Annotated in this window: 17 protein-coding genes; 12 read left to right on the top strand and 5 right to left on the bottom strand. The window is 36.7% G+C overall.

Annotated elements, in window-relative coordinates; all coding sequences use genetic code 11:
* Positions 1-234 precede the first annotated feature (234 nt).
* From IEV85_RS04760 to IEV85_RS04705, 12 genes are all read left to right on the top strand, one after another.
* Positions 235-867 carry a LysE family translocator gene (locus IEV85_RS04760; RefSeq protein WP_188460687.1) on the top strand — a complete coding sequence of 211 codons (633 nt, stop codon included), beginning with the start codon at positions 235-237 and terminating at the stop codon, positions 865-867.
* Between the two features lie 521 nt (positions 868-1,388).
* Entirely contained in the window at positions 1,389-5,501 is a 4,113-nt protein-coding gene (locus IEV85_RS04755; RefSeq protein WP_188460685.1) for a CheR family methyltransferase, read from the top strand.
* Between the two features lie 73 nt (positions 5,502-5,574).
* Positions 5,575-5,976 (top strand): response regulator, encoded by a 402-nt coding sequence (locus IEV85_RS04750; RefSeq protein ID WP_188460683.1) that lies wholly within the window; start codon positions 5,575-5,577, stop codon positions 5,974-5,976.
* 151 nt (positions 5,977-6,127) lie between these two features.
* Positions 6,128-8,827, top strand: a complete 2,700-nt coding sequence (locus IEV85_RS04745) for a DEAD/DEAH box helicase family protein (protein ID WP_188460681.1) — start codon at positions 6,128-6,130, stop codon at positions 8,825-8,827.
* Positions 8,828-8,982: 155 nt separating this feature from the next.
* Positions 8,983-9,720, top strand: coding sequence for a carbon-nitrogen hydrolase family protein (locus IEV85_RS04740; protein WP_188460679.1), 738 nt, complete (start codon positions 8,983-8,985; stop codon positions 9,718-9,720).
* A 106-nt stretch (positions 9,721-9,826) separates the two neighbouring features.
* A complete protein-coding gene (locus tag IEV85_RS04735) occupies positions 9,827-10,393 on the top strand; it encodes a nuclear transport factor 2 family protein (RefSeq protein WP_188460677.1) in 567 nt (188 codons plus the stop codon).
* A 65-nt stretch (positions 10,394-10,458) separates the two neighbouring features.
* Positions 10,459-11,115 (top strand): hexitol phosphatase HxpB, encoded by a 657-nt coding sequence (gene hxpB, locus IEV85_RS04730; RefSeq protein WP_188460675.1) that lies wholly within the window; start codon positions 10,459-10,461, stop codon positions 11,113-11,115.
* A gap of 163 nt (positions 11,116-11,278) precedes the next feature.
* On the top strand, positions 11,279-11,626 hold the full coding sequence (locus tag IEV85_RS04725) for a YciI family protein (RefSeq protein ID WP_188460673.1): 348 nt from the start codon (positions 11,279-11,281) through the stop codon (positions 11,624-11,626).
* A complete protein-coding gene (locus tag IEV85_RS04720; protein WP_188460671.1) occupies positions 11,616-12,815 on the top strand; it encodes a DUF6596 domain-containing protein in 1,200 nt (399 codons plus the stop codon). The genes IEV85_RS04725 and IEV85_RS04720 overlap by 11 nt, the downstream gene beginning before the upstream one ends.
* 661 nt (positions 12,816-13,476) lie before the next feature.
* Complete coding sequence (locus IEV85_RS04715) at positions 13,477-14,529, top strand: DUF4407 domain-containing protein (protein ID WP_188460669.1); 1,053 nt, start codon at positions 13,477-13,479, stop codon at positions 14,527-14,529.
* 172 nt (positions 14,530-14,701) lie between these two features.
* Positions 14,702-15,727, top strand: a complete 1,026-nt coding sequence (locus IEV85_RS04710) for a class 1 isoprenoid biosynthesis enzyme (RefSeq protein ID WP_188460667.1) — start codon at positions 14,702-14,704, stop codon at positions 15,725-15,727.
* Between the two features lie 152 nt (positions 15,728-15,879).
* On the top strand, positions 15,880-16,500 hold the full coding sequence (locus tag IEV85_RS04705) for an HD domain-containing protein (RefSeq protein WP_188460665.1): 621 nt from the start codon (positions 15,880-15,882) through the stop codon (positions 16,498-16,500).
* Positions 16,501-16,762: 262 nt separating this feature from the next.
* On the opposite strand, the gene IEV85_RS04700 is transcribed toward IEV85_RS04705, so the two are convergent.
* From IEV85_RS04700 to hslU, 5 genes are all read right to left on the bottom strand, one after another.
* Complete coding sequence (locus IEV85_RS04700) at positions 16,763-19,267, bottom strand: heavy metal translocating P-type ATPase (RefSeq protein WP_188460663.1); 2,505 nt, start codon at positions 19,265-19,267, stop codon at positions 16,763-16,765.
* A 186-nt stretch (positions 19,268-19,453) separates the two neighbouring features.
* The gene (locus IEV85_RS04695; RefSeq protein ID WP_188460661.1) at positions 19,454-19,627 is read right to left on the bottom strand and encodes a hypothetical protein; all 174 of its coding nucleotides are present in this window, start codon (positions 19,625-19,627) and stop codon (positions 19,454-19,456) included.
* Positions 19,624-20,184, bottom strand: coding sequence for a helix-turn-helix domain-containing protein (locus IEV85_RS04690; RefSeq protein ID WP_188460659.1), 561 nt, complete (start codon positions 20,182-20,184; stop codon positions 19,624-19,626). The genes IEV85_RS04695 and IEV85_RS04690 overlap by 4 nt, the downstream gene beginning before the upstream one ends.
* An 88-nt stretch (positions 20,185-20,272) precedes the next feature.
* Positions 20,273-21,001 carry an SDR family NAD(P)-dependent oxidoreductase gene (locus tag IEV85_RS04685; RefSeq protein ID WP_188460658.1) on the bottom strand — a complete coding sequence of 243 codons (729 nt, stop codon included), beginning with the start codon at positions 20,999-21,001 and terminating at the stop codon, positions 20,273-20,275.
* A gap of 191 nt (positions 21,002-21,192) precedes the next feature.
* Positions 21,193-22,587, bottom strand: coding sequence for an ATP-dependent protease ATPase subunit HslU (gene hslU, locus IEV85_RS04680; protein WP_188460655.1), 1,395 nt, complete (start codon positions 22,585-22,587; stop codon positions 21,193-21,195).
* Positions 22,588-22,591 lie beyond the last annotated feature (4 nt).

The following is a 22,591-nucleotide window of genomic DNA, read 5'->3' as shown; positions in this document are numbered from 1 at the left end:
GGAAAAATTTTGAAAAAATGGGAATATAGGTTTGATAAAACTATATATTAGCATTGTTGATTTATATTGTGAATTTTTTAAACCAGGTGAATTTTAAAATGAATAAGAATCCAGCACTAATCTTTAGAGATGCCAAAAACTATTTTTTGACGGAATTAGTGAGGAGGAAATAGAAATAACGTCACAAAAACAATATATCTAGCTCTCATTCAATAAAGAACTAAAAACAGAAATATGATACCAATTAGCGATTTACTATTATTTGGATTAGCAGCATTGATTATGGTTCTCTCACCAGGGCCAAATATGATTTATTTAATTTCAAGGTCACTATCACAAGGTAAAAAAGCAGGGGTTATCTCTCTTTTGGGTGTAATGTGCGGATTTTTGTTTCATATTCTTATGGTATCTTTTGGACTGACTGCAATATTTTTTGCCATACCATACGCCTTTATAGTTGTCAAATTTCTGGGGGTCGGATACTTATTATATTTAGCTTTTAATACCGTAAAATCAAAAAACAAAATTTTTGAAGCAGACCAAAATCTAGAATCGGATAAGCCTTTTAAACTATTTAATATTGGGCTTCTGACCAATATTCTGAACCCTAAAATGGCAGTATTTTACCTTTCCTTTTTTCCTCAATTCATAAAACCGGAGTATGGTTCTATTTTAGGACAAAGCTTTCAACTAGGCATTACTCAAATAATAATAAGCTTTTCAGTTAATTTTTTGATTGTTGTATCCGCAGCCAAAATGGCGAGTTGGTTCTCGAAAAAACCTGTTTGGTTAAGAATTCAAAAGTGGTTTATGGCTTCTGTTTTAACCGGACTTGCCATAAAAATGGCGTTGGCAAAAGCGAAATAAAACTGTTTCGCAGTATGCTATGAAAAGCCACGCATGACAGTACGCCATAAATTGTGATTTATTAAATCATTTTAAACTATTTAAGTAGAATCATTGCTTTTCCTGTTGCTCAATCGGCTTGAAAACTCCTTTCTCTCTGAATAATTGGTAAAAAAAGTAGTCTCACAAAAACCAAATTGTTTTGTAATAGTTTAATACAAAGGTTGGTATTTGATTGTTCAACCATTAAATACTATTTTCAGCTTTTATAACAAAATTTTTCTTTCCCTCATTTTTGCATAGAAATGAGGTGATTTTTTAACAATTGCTAGAGCACAGTGAAAAATAAGATCAACCCTTTACCATAAAGTATTTCATTAAGTAGCTGCTATATATTTCCTTTCGGATTAAATTATTCTTTCCCCTTACTGTGTAATAGCCAAAATCATCCGTATTTATGTATTTTTATGCCGTTTCGTAATAATATGTAATACATCCGGACTCCTAAATGGTTTTTTGAAAGATTTAAAAAAGATAATTAAATGACAGCACAGAATGAAAATGCAGAAGAGTTAGATGATCTTTATATAGTAGGTGTAGGAACTTCTGCAGGTGGGTTGGATGCACTGGCAAAGTTGCTGGGAAGCTTTAACGGTCATTTAAAGAACCTTGCAGTGGTAGTTGTGCAACACTTGAGTCCTAGTTTTAAGAGTGAGCTGGCTGCTATACTTTCCCGCTCATGCAAATGGCCGGTAGTAACAGCAGAGGATGGAATGAAAATTCAACCACATCAGGTGTATGTTACACCTCAAAATAAGCGGATTCTTTTATCAAAAGAGCATCACTTAAAGCTGACAGAACTATCTACTGAATATGCGCATTCACCCTCAATTGATGAGTTTTTTACTTCTTTAGCGGAAAACGAAGACCTACATGCCATTGGAATAGTGCTTTCAGGTTCCGGTAGTGATGGCTCTGAAGGAATCAGGCAGATCAAAAAGTATGGTGGCTTTACCATCGCCCAAACTCCAGCTTCGGCACAGTATAAAGACATGCCCCATGCAGCTATTGAAACAGGTATTATTGACCTGGTGCTGCATCCTGCAAAAATATTTGAGGAGATTTCTTATTACATTAAAAACCATCGCTTAATTAAAGAAACACAAACTAGTAAAGATAGTGTTGATGTGATTTTTGAACTGTTAAGCAAGCGTACAGGAATAGATTTTTCACAGTATAAGCCCAATACCATCATGAGGCGCATGGAAAAGAGGATGGAAATCCTTGATGTGAATGGTATAGCTGAATACTATCAATACATCAGAAAAGCACCGGCAGAACTGGATTTGCTGTTCGATACCGTACTAATAGGTGTAACTGAGTTTTTTAGGGATGAACAGGCTTTTGAAGAACTTGGGGCTCAATTAAAAAAGCAACTGGAACAAAAGCACTTTAGTGATACCATTCGGGTGTGGTGCGTGGGCTGTGCCACCGGGCAGGAACCATATTCTATAGCCATTCTGATCAATGAGATATTGGGGGATACCATCTCCAATTATCATCTGCAAATTTTCGCCACTGATATAGATGAGAGGGCTCTAAACTTTGCCCGGAAAGGTCTTTATCCTGAAAAGGAGGTTAAAAAGCTCCCGGAAGATATTCTTGAAAAGTATTTTGAAAACACCGTGGAGGGCTTTGAGGTAAAAAAGGTCGTAAAACAATACATCCTTTTCTCGCGCCATGATATTACCAATGATCCTCCATTTGTAAAACTAGACCTGATTGTTTGCAGAAATCTGTTGATATATTTTAGCAATTACCTGCAAAAAGAAGTGTTACGGCTCTTTAACTATGCACTTAAGCAAGATAGCATGCTTTTTCTGGGTAAATCTGAAAGTGTAAGCGTAACCCCCGAGTTGTTTGAGAAAACAGATGATGAAAAGTTGTTCAGAAAAGTACAACACACCGCACCACTGAACTTGCGTTTTTCCAGAAACAAACTCAGGCTGAGGATGGAGGAGCAAAAAAAGAGTGATTCCAAAAATATTTCCATTGTTGACATGGTGAAAGAAACCATGTACTATAGTAATAATAATCCATTTGTAGTTATTAATAACCAGGGAGATATAAAGGAAGCACAAGGAAGTTTGCGACTTTACATGGATATTGGCAAAGGTGGAGCCACTAATAATGTGATGCAGGCTGCCAATAAGGAGTTTACGGTAGAAATTCGTTCTTTATTAAATCAAGTGAGTAAGTCGGGCGAAAGCCATACCAGCCGGGTAATAAAATTTCACCTCTTCGATACCGACCGTTTTGTGAAATTACGTATTACGCCTGTGATTTACCCCACTATCAATAGTCAGTTGTATTTACTGATGTTTGAAAATGTTGAGCCGGATGCAGGGTTTATGCAATTTTCTAAAGAACTAAACCAAAGGAACTTTGAAGATTATCGCATTAAGGAATTAGAAGAAGAAGTGAAAATGTTGCGAGAGCATTTGCAGACTTTCACTGAGGAGTTGGAAAACACTAATGAGGAAATGCAGGCCATTAATGAAGAGCTCCAATCGGCCAACGAAGAATTAAAATCTACTAATGAAGAACTGGAAACCAGTAATGAGGAACTTCAGTCAGCTAACGAAGAACTAAATACCTCCAATCAGGAGCTACGGTTTTCCAATAATTCGCTTATAGAAAAAGAGGAAGAGTTAAAGAAGGAGAGGCAAGTAAGCGATGAGAATGCTATTTTGTATAAAACCATTGCTGAGAACCTGCCCAATGGAACGGTTGGGATCTTAAACGATAGGCTGGAAATAGAATACGTAGCTGGTCAAGGAATGCAGCTCCTGAACTTTAAGCTAAAAGACGTAGTGGGGAAAAAATTGCCTGAACTCAATCCTTCTGAAGCAGAGCGGAATAAACTGAATAAAGTTTTTAAGGAGACATTATCAGGAACTTCTTCTTCCATTGAATTTTCATTTAATGAGCGTACTTATTCATTAAAAACAGTGCCACTTGATTTTGAGAGTAGCAACCGAACAGGTATCATGTTTTTGACTCAGGACATTACAGAGAAAATTCAAAATGAAATCCTGATCCGCCAGAATGAGGAGAAGTTTCGTACGTTAGCTGATAATATTCCTACATTATGCTGGATGGCCAATGCTGATGGCTGGATTTACTGGTACAATTCCAGGTGGTATGAATATACAGGTACCACAGCAGAACAGATGGAAGGTTGGGGATGGCAATCGGTTCACGACCCTGACTTTTTGCCTCTGGTAATGGAAAAGTGGGAAGAATCTATCCAGCAAGGTAAATTCTTTGAAATGACCTTCCCTCTAAAAGGTTATGATGGAAAGTTCAGGCCATTTCTCACCAGAATCTTTCCTGTAAAAGATGATGACGGCAATGTGCTTCAATGGCTGGGAACCAATACTGATATTTCTAAGCATCAATTGGAATCCGAAAAGCTTGAGAAACTGGTAATCTCCAGAACCAAGGAACTTGTTCAATTAAACGACAAGCTGGAAATCAGAAATAATGAACTGATTGAGAGCAAGGAATTTTTGCAATTGGTGATTGATTCTTCCATTGAATACATTTCAGTGGTTGACCAAAAGCTTCGATATGTAATGGTGAATAAAGCCCTGCGTAAAGTATTAGGTGCTTCTGAGCAATCTGTTATAGGTAAATCTATGATTGAACTTTATCCGGAGATTGTCGATAGCGCATCGCACAAAGCTATGCTTAAAGCACTTGAAGGAGAGGTCAGCCATATAGAGAAACATTTGAGTTACTATGGCCCGGGCTTATTTGTAGATAGTTATTTTATTCCTTTTGGCAGTAAAGAAAATCCTGAAGGTATTGTAATGATGTCCCGCGATGTTACCCATATAAACAGGGTAGAAATGGAGTTGGAAAGAAAAAATAATGAACTAAACCGCTCAAATGTAAATCTTGAACAATTTGCCTTTGTTGCCAGTCATGATTTAAAGGAACCTGTGCGGAAAATCAAAACTTTTGCTTCTATCATTATGAGTCAGAATGAAATGCCCACTCAGAAAATGATGAGGTATATCGAGAAGATCCATTCTTCCTCAGGCCGTATGCTTGATATGGTGGATGGTTTACTTACTTACTCTTCACTGGATAAGATAACAGGGAAAATGGAGGAAGTAAACCTGGAGGCAATTATGATGGATATTTTGAGCGATCTGGAGCTTTTAATCAATGAAAAGGATGCTGAAATCACTTATGACTCTTTGCCAGATGTGGATGGTATACAGGATATGCTGTATCAATTATTTCTAAACCTCATAAAAAATTCCCTGAAGTTTTCCAGGGAAGATGAGATACCAATTGTTCAGGTAAATTCAAGAGTTTTTAATGAAGATGGGAAGGATTTTATAGAAGTGAAAGTGAAAGACAATGGGATAGGTTTTGATCAGGAAGATGCTGATAAAATTTTCGGAAGATTTGTTCGTCTGCACTCCAAGTCAAAATACGAAGGTTCAGGTTTAGGCTTATCAATTTGTGAAAGAATTGTGGACTATCACAAGGGAAAGATTGCAGTAAAAAGCCAACTAAATGAAGGTGCTGAATTCTCAGTAATTTTGCCTAAAAAACAAGCAAAAGAAGACGATAATTGATTTTTATAGAATTTTTATATTAACTTAGAGCGGTTTTTTAACAAAATACTAAACAAGGACAGGAGTACCCTTAATGAGGAAAATTATTTTACTGGCAGATGATGATTTTGATGATGCCGAAATATTTAGTGAAGCATTGCAAAATGTAAAATCATCGGCTGAATTTATTCACTTTGAAACCGGCCAGGCCGCCTTCGATTATTTAAAATCTTCCAAAGCTGAGGCCTTACCGGAGTGTATTTTTTTGGATATTAATATGCCCGTATTAAATGGATGGCAAACGCTTTCAAAAATCAAAAATAGTGAAGGGTTTAATAACATTCCGGTCATCATGTACACTACATCCTCCAGCAGTAGTGAAAAGAAAATAGCGCTGGACTTGGGTGCAGAAGCATTTATTACCAAGCCCACAGATATATCAGATCTGATGAAAATTCTTAAAGAGGTTTTAGCTGCTAATTATAAGGATTTATAGCTGAAAGAAAGTTTTGGAAGAAAAACAGTAAAGAATTCTATAGCTAATGTTTATTAATGTGTAAATAAGCTTAAACTATTTAAAGGCGCGGCCACTGTAATAAAAAACAAATCATCTTGTAAAAATTGAAGATTACTTAGAAACAATAATTTTGAAAGAATTTCCCCAGAGCATTATTTTCAAGTATCCTTGGAGAAATTATCAGCAGCGTGTACTTAAAGAGCTTGAAGAACATCTTGATGATAATCATTTGCATGTAATTGCTCCGCCAGGCTCGGGTAAGACTGTACTTGGATTAGAAGTAATGCTAAGGCTTAATAAACCTGCCTTAATACTTGCTCCAACTATAGCAATAAGGAATCAATGGGTAGAGAGGTTTTGTGAATTATTTTTGCAGGTTAAGAATAGACCGGACTGGATTTCTACAGATATAAGAAACCCAAAGCTAGTCACAGTATCAACTTATCAGGGCTTACATGCGGCATGTTCAGATGGGAAAGTGTTGGAAGAGGGGTTTGATGAGTTCGATTTAGAATCAGATGATAAATATAAACCTACACGGCTTTCTGAGGTTCTCAATTCTCTTAAGTCTTTAAATTTAGGAACAATTATTATAGATGAGGCTCATCACTTAAAAAATACATGGTGGCAAAGTCTTATTCAAATTAAGAATAATCTTAACACCACTGTTGTAGGTCTAACTGCAACACCTCCTTATGATGTTACATATACTGAATGGTCACGCTATATAGAATTAAATGGTCCTATTGACACTGAGATTTCTGTACCGGAGCTTATAAAAGAAGGAGATCTTTGTCCTCATCAGGATTACCTTGTGGTTTCAGAGCCTACTTATAATGAAATTGAAAAAATTAGAAACTATCGTAATACTATTACAGATATTTATAGTTCTTTATCAATTGACGAACAAATTGTTCTTCACCTCGGTTCCTCGGAGCTGATGAAGGCACCTGCACAGCATTTGGATTGGATTTTCTCTAATATGCAATATTATTCTGCATTATTAATTTTCTTAAATCATAATAAATTTGAAATAACTAGAAATCATGTTGATATCACAGGTAATAAGATTTCCAAGCTTCCAAAACTAACTAAGGAGTGGTTGCAACTACTTTTAGAATTTTATTTAAACAAATTTGATTCAGATGATATTCAGGTAATTAAACATCAAAAATATGTCTCACTTATTCTTCGTAAGGCTGGTATTATTGAAAGAGGGAGGATCAATTTTTCTGATGATTCAAAGCTTGAAAAATACCTGATCTCCAGTTTAGGTAAACTTAATAGTATATATAATATTACAAAGTTTGAGTCTGCAAATCTTAAAAGTGAACTTAGGCAGGTAATACTGGGCGACTTTATTAGAAAAGAATACCTCTCAGATAAAGTCGAAATCAATAAACTGGGTGTGGTACCTATATTTGAGAGCCTTAGGAGGAAAAAAATTGAAGGAGTTAAGATTGGAGTACTTACAGGTTCTTTAATAATAATTCCTAAATCAGCCATAGGTAAAATGACTGAAGAGGCAATTAAATTTGGAATAGAGGAAGTTATAACAAAACCACTTGAGTATGATCCTGATTTTTTAATTGTAAATGTAAATAGTCAATCAAAACATCATATCGTTCATATTATTACTCGAATTTTTGAAGCGGGTGAAATTACTGTTTTGGTTGGAACAAAATCTTTATTAGGTGAAGGTTGGGATGCTCCATCAATTAATGTTCTCATTCTTGCAAGCTTTGTCGGGTCCTTTGTTTTGTCAAATCAAATGCGTGGAAGAGCGATTAGAACAATTAGATCCAACCATGAAAAAACCAGTAACATATGGCATTTGGTTTGCGCAGATCCTACAAGTTTAAATGGTGGAAAGGATGTTGAAATCTTACAAAGAAGGTTTAGGAGTTTTGTGGGTATTTCGGAGCGAGAAAACAGAACTATTGAGAATGGTTTAAAAAGGCTGATGATCCCTAAAACATTAAATGAACAAACAATTGATTCATTTAATAATAGGATGTTCCATTCAGCTAGTCAAAGAGATTTGCTCAGAAATCAATGGTATGAAGCAATTGATAATGGTACCTCACTTGTTGAAGAAATCAAAATTCCCTTTGAGGAAGAAGAAGATTATCATTCCCTTAAAAGACTTTATTTAAATAAGACTATCAAATTCTTCTTAGTGGAATTAGGTCTTGGCTTATTAATATATACTAACGAATACCTAGACCTACTAGCAGAATTCAGAGACTTGTTCAGAACAGAAGAGGGTAGATGGACAATTTTAACATTCTTTATTTTAGGTGCATTTTTATTTTTTGGTAGAAAACTTTTTAAAGCATTTAAACTATTCTTAAAGTATAGAGATATCTCAAAAGATATTAGTAATATAGGCAATGGACTTCTTCAAGCCCTAATATCTACAAATCAAATCCAAACTCCTATTTCAGAGCTAAAAGTAGAGTCAACTGTAAATCGTTTAGGAGAAGTTTTATGTCATTTAGAAGGAGGCACAACATTTGAAAAAAGTGTTTTTATAAAGTGCCTTCAAGAAATTATAGTTCCTGTGGATAATCCTCGATATCTGATCATTAGAAGAAGCAGGGTTTTTAGCTTGATCAGGCAAAAAGACTATCATTCAGTGCCTGATCTTTTAGGTAAGCATAAATTAATGGCTGAAAAGCTTGCTGCTTGTTGGAAGGAGTATGTAGGAAACTGCTCTCTCATATTTACCAGAAATTCTGACGGGAGAAGAATATTATTAAAAGCCCGATTTAATTCACTAGCATCTGAGTTTCATGAGAAACCAGAGCGTATAAACAGATGGAAATAATAGCTAAAGATTAGTATATTTTTTTTGAAAATAGAAGTAATTGGATTCGAATTTTACAGAGTATATGTAGAAAACGAAACAGATAAATGATAATCTATTGTTGCAGATAAAGCTATAAGCAACTATATTAATATCGATATTAAAACATCGAGCCATTGAAAATAGCAGCTGCACAGATTAAGCCAATTAAAGGTGATATTCAACAGAATATTGAATGCCATACAAGATGGATTGAAACTGCTGTGTCTAAAAAGGCTGATTTCATCCTGTTTCCGGAATTGTCGCTTACAGCTTATGAGCCCCGGTTGGCAAAAAAGTTAGCCATCTATCCTGACGATGACAGGTTCAACATATTTCAAGAATTAAGCGACTTAAATAATATTACTATCGGAGTGGGTGCGCCCACAAAATCAGGAGATAACATCTTAATTAGCATGATTCTCTTTCAGCCAAACCAAGAGAGAAAAGTCTATTCCAAGCAGAAACTACATTCCGATGAGTTACCTTATTTTGCTGAAGGGAAGGAACAGTTGATGTTACAGATAAATGATAAAAAGCTGGCACCTGCAATTTGCTATGAATCCATTCTGCCGGCACATGCTGAGAATGCGAAAAAACAAGGAGCAGCAATTTATTTAGTAAGCGTTGCTAAATCTCAAACTGGTATTGAAAAAGGCTTCGTTCACTATGCTGAAATAGCAAAGCATTTATCTATGCACATTGTAATGTCAAATAGCACCGGGTTCTGCGATAACTTTTATTCAGCAGGGCAAAGTGCAATTTGGAATAGTAAGGGAGAGGTACTGACTAAATTAGAAAGTGACAGGGAAGGGTTAATTATCTTTAATACCAAAACCGAAAAGGCCTTTATAGTAGAAGAAGTTTTACATTGATTTCTAAGAATTTTATTTAAAATGGCTTAAATTCATTATTCAGCAAGTTTAATACAGTTTAGTTTACGTCACATTTTGTAAACCTGAACAATCAAAATTTCAGCATATGAAGACTTCCCTATTTATTTTAGCTTTCTTTGTTTTAGCAATTTCCCCTCAAAAGCAAGAATTAACCCATAAGGAAATAATAAAGCAGTACTACGATGCTTTCAATCATTCAGATTTCGAGAAGGTAAAGGAGCTTATTGCAGATAGCATTGTTTTTACGGAAGGTGATTATGTAATGCCTTATTCCAAAGAAAGTTTTCATGAGAAGTTTAGGTGGGATTCCGTATTTAAACCTACTTACAAAATAATTGAATTGAAAGAACATGGCAATCAGGTGATTGCGACTGTAGCCGTCACCTCCTTGCGCTTTAAGTTTTTGAAAAATAACCCATTAACCTGCAGTCATAAATTCTCTTTTAAATCAGGGGAAATAGTGAAATCAGAGGCACTTGATTGTATTGATGCAGATTGGATTGTATGGCAAAAAGAAAGAGATACCTTAGTGAAATGGGTGAGCATGCACCATCCTGATTTGAATGGATTTATTCATGATTTAACAATGAAAGGGGCTGTTAATTATGTAAGGGCCATGAACTTATACACGAATAGAAGGGATTCTCTATAATTTTTATGAGTTTTCTTCATGCTTGAAGTGCTTTAATGTATGCTAAAGATAATCTGAAGTAATAAATGAGTAACAACAAAGCGATAATATTTGACATGGATGGAGTCTTAGTTGACTCGGAGAAATTTTGGGCGCAGGCAGAAAATGAAGTCTTTACTTCTTTAGGTGTTCAACTGAGCAATGAGTACACTGAAATCACCAAAGCGATGACAACTCTTGAGGTTACTCAGTTCTGGTATGAAAAGTATCCATGGAGGAATGTTGCCCTGGAAGAGGTAGAGCAAATGGTGATTTCCCGGGTTATTGAATTGATAGAATTAGAAAACTGCCATATAGAAGGAGTGAAGCCATTTGTTGAAAAATTAAGAAAAGAGAATTATAAAATTGGTTTGGCTACTAATTCTCCCGACAGGATCATTCCCATAGTATTAAAAAAGCTGGATGTTCTGCATCTATTTGATACTGCAGTATCTGCAGAGTTTGAAATAAAAGGAAAACCGGATGCTGCCGTTTACCTAAGGGCTGCAAAAAAGCTTAATATCCTTCCTCAAAATTGTATAGCCATTGAAGATTCAAATTCCGGTATGGTGGCAGCCAAAAGTGCCGGCATGAAAGTGGTGGCTTTTACCAATGGAAATGATGAAATTCATTTCGAAATGGCTGATTACAGAATTAGCAGTTTTGAAAATGCGGAAGCTGAACATGTAGCTCATCTCTTTTAAAAAAGCAGAAAGTCGCAACTAAGGCTGTAAATTATTTAGTAAACTAAAGCCTTCTTAAAGATTGCATGTAAATATTTTTATTAGAATTTTTCATATCTTTTTCAAAAAGATGTCCAAAAAGGCCGATGCCAATTGTCTTTGATATAAATCTAAAAATGATATTATGAAAAAATTTTTGTTATTACTGCATGAAGATGCCGGGCAAATGAGCAAACTATCTCCTAAAGAAATGGAGAAATTGGTAGAGGCACATATGGAGTGGGCTTCAAAATTAGGTGAATCCGGACATATGTTGGCCGGAGATGGATTACAGGAAACAGGAATCCAAATTAAGGGAAAGGAATGCATTATTAAGGATGGACCTTATATGGAATCCAAAGAAATGATTGGAGGTTATTATTTACTGCAGGCCGATGATATGGATACAGTGGTGGCTATTGCAAAAGAATGCCCCTGCCATTTATGGGGAGGTACCACTGAAATCAGGCCCATTGCTACTTATGAAGAATGAGGAATCAGTAGAGCTAAGCTACAGAACTTATTATGGGAAGCTTTTTGCTTCCCTTATTAAAAAGTTTGGTGCTGAGCATGTCAATTCCATAGAGGATGCTATCCATAATGCATTTTATCAATCTTTAAAAAGCTGGAAGCCGGGTAAAATACCTGAAAATAGAGAAAACTGGCTTTATATAGTTGCGCGTAATGATTTGCTCAATCAGTTAAAAAGAGCCAAAGCTGATGTAGCAGATTTTTCAATTGCTACCGTAGATGGTGTGTTTGAGGAAGATCCCCGCTTACAGACTATTCTTTACCTTGCATATTTTAGAGAAGTTTCCCCTCAGGCCAGAACCCTGTTTATGCTGAAGAATATTTTTGGTTTGCAGGTAAAGGAAATTAGTGAATGTACCCTGCTTTCGGAAGAAGCTATTTACAAAAGTATTGTACGTGCTAAAAAAAGTTTACGGAAGGGATGGGATAATCAACAAATGCTGGCTGTATTTGATAAGGCAGGAGAGGAGGAGCTTCAACTTATTGAAGAAATTTTATATGCAGTTTTTAATATAGGTTTTGATTCCTTTAGCGAAAAATCACATTCTATAGTGAATGAAGATCTATGTTTAGAAGCGTTGGCTTTAACCAGGCTGATGTTGAAAAAATACAATAGAACAAGCACAAGTAATTTGATTGCTCTTTTCTGTTTTCATGTTTCAAGGATTCCCTCTAAGCTGCATGAAGGCAGGTTGCTTTCTTTTTATCAGCAGGATAGGGAAAAATGGAATACTGAGATGGTTGATTTGGCTTTTCATCATTTAATTAAGCCAGATCAGATAAATAAATATTATCTGGAAGCCTTGATAGCCAGTAAGTACATGGTAAGCTTCTCATACAATCAAAGGCACTGGGAGGATGTAATTATGCTTTATAGGCTTTTGCTGAAGTTAACCAGTTCACCTGTAGTTAAACTAAACCTTTGCTATTGTTATCATAAAGCTAATAAGAACCAACATGCACTGGCTTTGCTGGAAGCCATTGAAAAAGAATTACCCAGGGAACACACCTATTTTGCATTGGTAAAAGCCCATATTATCAAAGAGGTTGATAGAAAAACATCTGATGAACTAATTTCAGGAGTGATCACCCGGATGAGCCAATCTATCAGAAAAGAATACCTGTTGCGGTCTATGGGCGAGGTCAACTGAAATTAGCCTCAGGTTCTGAATGATATCTTTAGGAAAAGTAGAATGAGAACGTGCCTGCTTCAATTGCGGGGCAGGCTATTGCCTTGCAGAAGGGAATCTGTTGATTCCAACCGCAGGTTTGAATATATTTAAAAGTCCGCTAGTCCTCGTTTGCAATGAGAATTCTCAAAATATGAGTTTTCAACTCAGAAAGCTAACTGTCCTAAATATGTTCTTCAAGAATAATCTCTCGTTGTATATGCTGCTATTTCGCATGAGTTAAATGTTCGCAAAAATTAGCGGACGGGCTATTTCTTTTAAGCATTGCAAATGCTGGGTCTAAGCATCCTCTTTACAAACAAAGATGAGAAGGGTTTCGAAGTAAAACAATCTTATCCTTTTTACAAACCAATAAAATCCACCCTGCCCACTTTTTAGGAAAGGGGGAGAATGATCTTGGGGGTGACCACGTCATTTGCTGATATTTCATGCAAGATGACACCTGAATGTTTGACCTTTTTAAGCTACTGACATCGAATCAATATTTTCAAAAACGTACATAACAACTGTCCACCATCGGACTTCCAAATCATTAAAAACTCATTCAAAACTCTCCAAACCGCATTGGCATTAACATTGCCCCTATTCTTAAATAATCACACAATCCCTGCGTTTATAGTTTATGGAAAAAATAAGAGCCTTCTTTTGGTACTGTTCCGGAGCAGATACCGAAACACTGAAAAAATGTCCTACTGATTCCAACAAGTATGTAGGCATTGGCGCCACTATCTTTTTTACAGGAATTTTCGCTGCATTAGCTGCAGCCTATGCTTTCTACACAGTTTTTGATAATGCCTGGGCAGCTACAGGTCTAGGCTTACTTTGGGGTGTAATGATTTTCAATCTGGATAGGTACATTGTTTCAGGCATGCGGAAAAGAAACCGGGGTTTTCAGGAACTGAAAATAGCTCTTCCAAGGATTTTACTTGCGGTGATGATTTCAGTGGTGATAGCCAAACCGCTGGAGTTGAAGATTTTTGAAAAGGAAATTAATGGAGAATTGGCATTGATGGAACAGGAAGCTTTTGCAAGACAGAAGGAAGTGATTAGTGATCAATTTGTGGCACAAAAAGCTGCTTTGCAAGCTGAAATAGCTGTATTAAAGGAAGAAATCAACCAAAAAGCTGCAAAAAGAGATGAATTAGCGCGGATCGCTCAACAGGAAGCCGATGGTACAGGAGGCACCGGGAAGCGAAACCCGGGACCAATTTATCAAATTAAAAAGGCGGATGCCGAGCAGATGGAGGCTGAACTGAACGAGTTACGTGCAAATAATAACAGATTAATTACGCAAAAAGAACAGATGCTGGCAACATTAGCTGCTGATGAACAACAGAAAATCAGCGATTTAAAGTTAGCTGCAATGGATGGTCCTGCCGCACGATTGGAAGCTTTGGACAGGTTGAGTCAGCAAAGTACAGCCATCTGGTATGCCAATCTATTCGTGCTTTTGCTCTTTATTGTAGTAGAAACATCTCCTATTATTGTAAAGCTGATCTCCCAAAAGGGACCCTATGATTATGAATTAGAGAAAAAAGAATATCAGCATGAAGCAAGTTTTTATGAAGATAGAGCTGCTTTACATGATGAGATAAAAAAGAAAAGTGAAGCAATGGCAGAAAGGGAAAAGAATTTTGTAGAGGAAAGGTTGAACATTAAGCTGGATCAGACTTGAGCAGATTTATTAGCAAACTTATTATAATTTTAGATATATCTTATTTGAAATGATCTTCAGTCTATAGCTGAGAGAACTATCATTTTTTAGGCTATTAGTTAGTTAAATACTGGAAAAAAGATAAAATTTAACTTTCTGAAAGTGTTCAGTTCTTCAATTATCTAAACTCCTAATGAAGCAGTTTTTCCGGTTTTTAACCATTCATGCTAAATACCTTTATCAAAACCATTTTTATTATCGGAAACACACTAGCAAAACGTTGAGGGAATTGGAAGGGCAGTTCGATATTGATTCCCTGTCTTTTACGAAGTCACAACTCAAAAGAATAAAGCTTTATAAATATGTTGGCCTTTATGTAAACGACTGTTTTGCCACTTTAAGAGGAGAAAGAATGAGCCCTCAGGAAATAAAACTGACATTCTGCTTAAGCCTTTTAACGCCTCTTTTGGATGACCTTACAGATAATCAGAACCTATCTTCCTACCAAATTCTTTCAAAGCTTCAAAAGAAGAGCTCTGTCGATGATTCCAAAAATTTGCAAGTAGCAAACAATCTGTATCATACAATTATGAAGGAATGCCAACACGAAGTGTTTCCGGATATTTTTAAAGAGGCACTTATTTCTCAGGACGAAAGCCTGCAACAATTGGGTAAGGTGAGGCTTAGTCATGCTTCTTTAATGCAGATTACTCGTGCAAAAGGAAGTGCCTGGACATTGTTGTTTCGTTTAATGTTACAACACCCTCTAAAAGAAGGAGAGAGGGAAGTAGTTCAAAGGTATGGCGCAATTATCCAGCTGACAAACGATATGTTTGACGTATATAAGGATTTGCAGAATGGACAGCAGACATGCTTCACCAATGCACATGATATCGAATTAATGCAAAAAGAATATGAAAATCAGGTGGCAGTCATGATTCAAAATTTATGTTTCCTCAGTTACCCTAAGAAAGCCATTTATAAATCCCTTTATCAATTAATGATCATGATTGCTTTGGGAAAAGTTTGCCTTAAGCAGCTAAAAAATTGTCAGCAACAGAGCGGAGGAATATTTATAACTGCCAATTACCTGCGTCAGCAGTTGATATGTGATATGGAAAAGTGGGGTAATCGCTTTGACTATATGGAAAATAACTTCAAATTGTATGCAAAGGTAAATGCCACAAACAAGGGAAATTATAAATTATTGAGAAGATAGTTATTCTGAAAACTGGCAATCATACTTTAAAGAGATAACTGAGAAGATTTTATGGAATCTAAAATTCGATTACACAATGGGTAATCATTTGTGGCCGACTTTCAGATGCATATCATTGATTCTCGCGTAATTGCCTAATAGGCTCAATTTAAATGGAAAATTTACAAAATATATGGGGTCAACTGGCATCTTCATACACAGCAGACAAAGCGCGTATTAATCATTTATGGAATGAAATAGCCACCAGTTATTCCCAAAAAAAGCGATATTATCATAACCTCAATCACTTGTCTTACATGTGTGATAAGCTTAGCACCTATCAGGAGAAGATTAATGATAGAGACACGCTGCTATTTTCTATTTTTTACCATGATATAGTCTACGATGCTACAAGGCAAGATAATGAAGAGAAGAGTGCTGATTTAGCTCGTCTTCGCCTGGCAGAGCTAGGTTTTCCGAATCATCAGATAGAAAAATCTTCACAGCAAATTATTGCGACCAGGAGCCATCAGAAAAGTGATGAAAGTGACACTAATTTCCTGCTGGATTTTGACTTGTGCATTTTAGGAGATACTCCCGAAAAATACCAGGAATATATCAGGAACATCAGGAAGGAATATAGCATCTATCCGGATTTTCTATACAAAAGAGGAAGAAAGAAGGTGCTAAAGCATTTTCTAAAAATGAATCAGATATTTAAAACTGCTGAATTTGTCGTGACATTTGAAAAGCAGGCAAGGGTTAATTTAGAGAATGAATTAAAAAGCTTATGATAAGGATATTCATCTGTTTTTCTTATTGGTTAGTTTGCTTGCTTGTCAAATAAAAAAGTAGAGATTGATGGAGTCATTAAGCAAAGGTGTAGAGAAGCTGTATTTATAATACTGGAGCAAACTGATGACATGGTAAGAAAATATTATCCACAAGAAGATAAGCAATGTGTCAATTACTTCTAAAATAAGTTAATCTATTTCGGAATTAAAATTTGCTATCTGAAATATAACTTCTATTGTAAGTAAATCTGAAAAGAGACTATTATAACCTGGCGCTGCGTAACCTCAATGAATTTGCAATTACTGAAACAGAGCTAAAACTCATGGCTAAAGCTGCTATCATCGGGGAAAGCAATAAACCAAAAACAGGATATAGTATACCTGCCGCGATTGGGATGCCCAGCGCATTGTAGCCTAATGCAAAAAAGAGGTTTTCTTTTATATTTCGCATCACTTTGTGGCTCAATAACTTAGCTTTTGCTATACCTTCTAAATCACCCTGCACAAGAGTGATAGAAGCACTTTCAATGGCAACGTCAGTTCCTGTTCCCATTGCCATACCGATATTAGCTTGTGCCAAAGCGGGAGCATCATTAATGCCATCTCCTGCCATTGCCACTTTTTTGCCCTCATTTTGAAGTCTTTTTACCTCTTCCAGTTTATCCTGAGGTAGCATTTGAGCTTTAAACCCATCTAAGTTTAGTGTTTCGCTCACTGCTTGGGCAGTTTCCGGGTTATCCCCGGTTAGCATAATCACTTTCAGCCCTTCAGCTTGCAGCTTCCGTATAGCTTCCTTGCTTGATTTTTTAATTTTATCATAAATCACTACAAAACCTATAGCAATTCCGTTTTCTGCTAAAATGGAGACCGTCTTGCCCTTTTGCTGCTCAGTTTTTATCTTATTCAGAATGTCCTGGTCAAGTTGAGCCCCTATCTGCTCCATCAGTTTTTCATTTCCTAAAGCCAACTTTTTCTCTTCCGATTTAGCAATAACTCCTTTTCCGGTAATAGACTCAAAGTTCATCACTTTTGTAGGCTCAATATTTTTTTCCTTTCCATAGCGAATAGTGGCCTGTGCTAAAGGGTGTTCGCTACTATTATTAATCGAAACAATTTTTTGAATCAGCTCTTCTTCATTGTATTGAGAGGTGGTGCTGATTACCTTTTCTACGGAAGGTTTTCCCTCTGTAACAGTGCCTGTTTTGTCAATGATCACAATGTCCATCTTGTTCATTTCTTCTAAGGCACTTGCATTTTTGATGAGCACCCCGGATTGCGCGCCTTTCCCCACACCTACCATCACGGACATAGGTGTAGCCAATCCTAATGCACAAGGGCAGGCAATTATTAACACTGCAATGGCATTTACTAAGGCATATACGTAGGCAGGTTCTGGCCCAAAGATAGACCACGCGATAAAGGTTATTATGGAAATTATAACAACTATAGGTACAAAATAGCCTGAAATTTTATCTGCTAGTTTCTGAATAGGCGCACGGGACCTGCTGGCACTGTTGACCATTTCAATAATTTGTGAAAGCAGTGTATCAGCTCCCACTTTCTCCGCCACCATTGTGAAAGTTTTATTTCCATTAATGGTACCAGAGCTTACTTTGTCGCCTTCGGATTTATCTACAGGAATAGGTTCTCCTGTAATCATTGATTCATCAATGGAGGGGTTACCATCTTCAATTTTGCCATCTACAGGAATTTTTTCACCTGGTTTTACCCTTAACAAGTCATCGGTTTCAATATCATCAATAGCAACCACTAATTCTTTTCCATCAATAATTTTAGTAGCCTTGTTAGGTGCTAATTTCAGAAGCTCTTTAATGGCAGAATTGGTTTTTCCATGTGCCCTTGCTTCCAATACCTGGCCGAGGAGCACTAAAGTTAGTATTACTGTAGCAGCTTCAAAATAAACATAGACAGTACCGCTTTCTGTTTTAAATTGATCCGGGAAGATTCCGGGAAAGAAAAGTGCCACCACACTGAATAGCCATGCAACTCCTGCTCCTATACCTATCAAAGTAAACATATTTAAATTCCAGGTAATGATAGATCGCCATGCACGCTCAAAGAAAATCCAGGTAGCGTAAAATACTACCGGGATAGATAGAGCCATCTGCACGAAGTTCCAGTACTTAAGGCCCATCAAATCATACAATGGGTTATGAGTCAGCATTTCGGACATGGCGATAAGGAAAACGGGAAGCGTAAAACCAACAGCCCACCAAAGCTTCTTTAGTAGCTTTTTATAAGTCTTATCTTCCTCTTCTGCATTTTCCGTCTCTATCGGAACCAAATCCATACCACATTTTGGGCAGGAACCGGGTTTATCCTGCACTATTTCAGGGTGCATAGGGCAGGTATACTGAGCTTTCTTCTTGGGTGCAGGTTGTTCAACCAAGTCCATTCCACAAACAGGGCAATCTCCCGGCTTATCATAAGTTTTATCCCCTTCGCAATGCATAGGGCAGTAATAGATGCCTGAACCTTCTTCTTTCGATGATTTTTGATCCTTCTTTTCAGGCTCATTTGTATGTTGATGATTTTGGTCCGATGGTAAAGAAATGCTGTAGGTACTCCCTTCAAGTGTTTTCTGAAGGTGTTCAATTGACACATGACTATCCATTTCAATGGTGGCTTCAGCTTTTTGTAAGTCGACTGAAACGGCAGTTACATGAGGAGCTTTTTTTAGAGATTCCTCCACGTGGCTGCGACAACCATTGCAGCTCATGCCTGAAATTTTATATGTGTGTTGCATAATTATTCCTTAGTATTAACCACTACTCAATGCAGCTTTTATTGGGCTTTTAGTGATACAAAGTAACATATTTCAGCTGTTAATGAGCTTATATTTTGTGGAGGAAGATTTATATGATTTGGAAAAGTTGCTCTAATCTTTTTCCGTTATCTATCACTGGATCGGATAGCAATTCCTAGGTTAACTTTAGAACCCGGCCAAAGGGCTGGCAGGATTCTGATTTGTCTTCGATAAATCCGTTCCCTCTCTTTCCAAAAGATGAGCATGGTTTATCGGAGCAAAAGCGGGATAAGTTGGAGCTAATCCTTTAAAAGATTTTTTGCTGAGGGTTTGATCAGCAGGTGGAGCTGTTTTGCTCATACTTTATCAATAGAAGTACGCTTGTTTTCTTTGATTTTCTTGAAGTGGGAGGGAGTAAAACCTGTAACTTTTTTGAATTGTGCACTCAAATGAGCCACGCTTGAAAAATTAAGCTGGTAGGCTATTTCGTTTAAATTCAGTTCATCATATACCAGTAATTCCTTTACTTTTTCAATTTTTTGGGAGATGTAAAATTTTTCAATAGTAGTGCTTTCAACTTCGGAGAATAAATGCCTGATGGTATTATAATCTACCTGTAATTTTTCACTGATATAATCCGACAGATTAGATTTCAGCTGGTTATTTTCCTGATGGATGAGCTTAATAATTAGCGCTTTGGTCTTTTCAATAAGCAAACTCTTCTTATTGTCAATTAGCTCGAATCCAATAGGTTGTAAGGTAGTAGCGATAGTTTTTAATGTAGCCTCATCCAGAGTTTCAGGAAATTCTACTGCACCCAATTGAACTGAAAGTGGTTTTAAGTCTAATTTATCTAATTCAGACTGTACCACCATAATACAGCGGTCGCAGACCATATTTTTGATATGTAGTTTCATAGCTTGGCTTTGAGTAACAAAAATTTCGTCATGCCGCAAAATTAAGACTTGAGTTAAGTTTTAATTTTGCGGTATAACGATAATAAGGTTAAATATTTCTCACATCTAAAATTACTTCCTGGTATTTTTCCGGATGATTAAGGATTTGGAAATATTTTTCTGCCACTTCTTTCTCAGAGCTCAATTGCTGGTCTTCTTTGAGGCTTTTAAATCTGTTTACACCGCTAAAATCCTGCTCGTTAGTAGATCTTATCTGCGTTTGCATTTCGGTATCTACCACGCCCGGTGCTATAGCATGAATTCTGAAACGTCCATTGTCCAGCTTATTTTCTTTGGCAGCTACTTCAGTGGCCATGTCCAATGCGGCTTTAGAGGCACAATAGCCTGACCAGCCATCTACAGCATTTTTGCCTGCTCCTGAGCTGATATTGATGATGGTTTTATCACCTTCAAAATCTCTGTAAATTTTCATGAAGGCATTCATGAGTAAAATGGGAGCTGTTACATTCAGGTTAAAAAGATGTGTGATAGACGCAGCATCTATTTTGCCGAGGTGTTTCACATCTCCCAATGTACCGGCATTATTTATTAACACCATGCTATCGAAATCCTTATCTGTAGTTAGTAACTCTTCTGCTTCTTTTTCAAGTTTCTTTACGTCTGATAAATCGATGCTTATGCCTGTATAATTAGGATGGTCAATACTATGCGTGCGACTTATTCCAATTACATGGTTATTCTCATCTTGCAGTGCATATTCAGCCAACCCTTTTCCTATTCCTTTGCTACTTCCGGTGATGAAAAATAGTTTTCTCATTTATTGTTATTTGATGTTTTAAGATAGTATGATGACGCTTTATGCAGCCCCTAAGTTACGTACAATGAACAATGGAATAAATTAAGCTTATCTTTTAAGTATTTTTCAGACAATATTTTTCCCTGTTTATTCAAAAAAAAAGCAGCAAAATTTCTTTCACTGCTTATTCATGCTTTATCTAATTTTCTATATTACAAAATGTAATGGCTTAAATCTTTATTTTTAATCAAACCGGCTAGTTTCTCTGTCACCATTTCTTTGGTTACAACAATTTTAGCATTCGGCCCAATTTTGTCCGGTACATCAAAAAGCAGCTCATTAAGCAGTTTACTCATTACCGTGTGCAACCTTCTGGCACCAATGTTTTCAACTTCAGCATTAATCTGGAAAGCCATGCCTGCCAGCTCTTCTAAAGAATCTTCATTGAATTCAAGCTCTACTTCTTCCGCTTTTAAAAGCGCTACATACTGCCTTGTTAGTGCATTTTTAGGCTCTTTCAAGATTCTTAGGAAGTCGTCTTTAGTTAAACTGTCCAATTCCACTCTGATAGGAAACCTACCTTGTAACTCAGGAATCAGGTCTGATGGCTTACTCACATGAAAAGCACCGGCTGCAATAAAGAGCACATGGTCTGTATGAATAATTCCGTACTTGGTGTTTACTGCACTACCTTCTACAATAGGAAGTAAGTCTCTTTGAACACCTTCACGGCTAACATCGCCACCGCTGGAATTTCCACTGCCTTTTGCAATTTTATCGATCTCATCAATAAAGATCATTCCAGTATTTTGGGCTTTGGCAATAGCTTCTTCTTTTACTTCATCCATATCGATTAACTTCGATACTTCCTCTTCAATCAATAATTTACGGGCTTCAGCAATAGTCACTTTTCTCCGCTTGTTTTTCTTAGGCATCATGTTGTTTAACATGTCCTGAATATTGATCATAGAAGTTTCATCCATCATTCCACCGCCAACTACACCCATTCCGTTGCCTGCTGGTGCTTTTACGTTGATATCGATCTTCCGATCTTCCATCTCGCCATTGCGTAATTTTTCTCTGAAGCGCTCACGGGTTTTTTGATTAAGCTCATAGTCATCCTGAGGTACTGAAGTAGAATTTTCCGCAGTTGTATTAATGGGTTTTTGGGAGGTACTTCGCATCGGTGGAATCAGTGAATCCAAAATAATATCCTCAACAGCCTGAGATGCTTTTTCTTTCACCTCTTCTTTTTTAGCGGCCTTTACCAGGTTAACTGATTGCTCTACCAGGTCACGTACCATGCTTTCCACATCTCTGCCCACATAACCCACTTCTGTAAATTTTGAAGCTTCCACTTTTGTGAAAGGGGCGTCAGCAATTTTGGCCAATCTTCTGGCAATTTCTGTTTTACCTACGCCTGTCGCACCTATCATTAATATATTATTAGGCACAATTTCATCCTGAATTTCTGCAGGCGTATTCATTCTTCTCCATCTGTTTCGTAACGCAATCGCTACGTTTCTTTTGGCATCGTTCTGGCCAATAATGTATTTATCAAGTTCTGCTACTATTTCTTTTGGTGTAAGAAAGCTCTTGTTATCCATTCTG

The organism is Marivirga lumbricoides, assembly GCF_014636295.1.
Classification (GTDB): domain Bacteria; phylum Bacteroidota; class Bacteroidia; order Cytophagales; family Cyclobacteriaceae; genus Marivirga; species Marivirga lumbricoides.
The sequence above is the reverse complement of the archived record's forward strand: the minus strand, read 5'-3'. Positions and strand labels throughout refer to the sequence as shown.

What these genes read in the sequence shown, in the direction of transcription:
- IEV85_RS04760 (WP_188460687.1), top strand. Translation starts at nt 235, where the DNA reads ATGATACCAATTAGCGATTTACTATTATTTGGATTAGCAGCATTGATT.
- IEV85_RS04755 (WP_188460685.1), top strand. Translation starts at nt 1,389, where the DNA reads ATGACAGCACAGAATGAAAATGCAGAAGAGTTAGATGATCTTTATATA.
- IEV85_RS04750 (WP_188460683.1), top strand. Translation starts at nt 5,575, where the DNA reads ATGAGGAAAATTATTTTACTGGCAGATGATGATTTTGATGATGCCGAA.
- IEV85_RS04735 (WP_188460677.1), top strand. Translation starts at nt 9,827, where the DNA reads ATGAAGACTTCCCTATTTATTTTAGCTTTCTTTGTTTTAGCAATTTCC.
- hxpB (WP_188460675.1), top strand. Translation starts at nt 10,459, where the DNA reads ATGAGTAACAACAAAGCGATAATATTTGACATGGATGGAGTCTTAGTT.
- IEV85_RS04725 (WP_188460673.1), top strand. Translation starts at nt 11,279, where the DNA reads ATGAAAAAATTTTTGTTATTACTGCATGAAGATGCCGGGCAAATGAGC.
- IEV85_RS04720 (WP_188460671.1), top strand. Translation starts at nt 11,616, where the DNA reads ATGAAGAATGAGGAATCAGTAGAGCTAAGCTACAGAACTTATTATGGG.
- IEV85_RS04715 (WP_188460669.1), top strand. Translation starts at nt 13,477, where the DNA reads ATGGAAAAAATAAGAGCCTTCTTTTGGTACTGTTCCGGAGCAGATACC.
- IEV85_RS04710 (WP_188460667.1), top strand. Translation starts at nt 14,702, where the DNA reads ATGAAGCAGTTTTTCCGGTTTTTAACCATTCATGCTAAATACCTTTAT.
- IEV85_RS04705 (WP_188460665.1), top strand. Translation starts at nt 15,880, where the DNA reads ATGGAAAATTTACAAAATATATGGGGTCAACTGGCATCTTCATACACA.
- IEV85_RS04700 (WP_188460663.1), bottom strand. Translation starts at nt 19,267, where the DNA reads ATGCAACACACATATAAAATTTCAGGCATGAGCTGCAATGGTTGTCGC.
- IEV85_RS04695 (WP_188460661.1), bottom strand. Translation starts at nt 19,627, where the DNA reads ATGAGCAAAACAGCTCCACCTGCTGATCAAACCCTCAGCAAAAAATCT.
- IEV85_RS04690 (WP_188460659.1), bottom strand. Translation starts at nt 20,184, where the DNA reads ATGAAACTACATATCAAAAATATGGTCTGCGACCGCTGTATTATGGTG.
- IEV85_RS04685 (WP_188460658.1), bottom strand. Translation starts at nt 21,001, where the DNA reads ATGAGAAAACTATTTTTCATCACCGGAAGTAGCAAAGGAATAGGAAAA.
- hslU (WP_188460655.1), bottom strand. Translation starts at nt 22,587, where the DNA reads ATGGATAACAAGAGCTTTCTTACACCAAAAGAAATAGTAGCAGAACTT.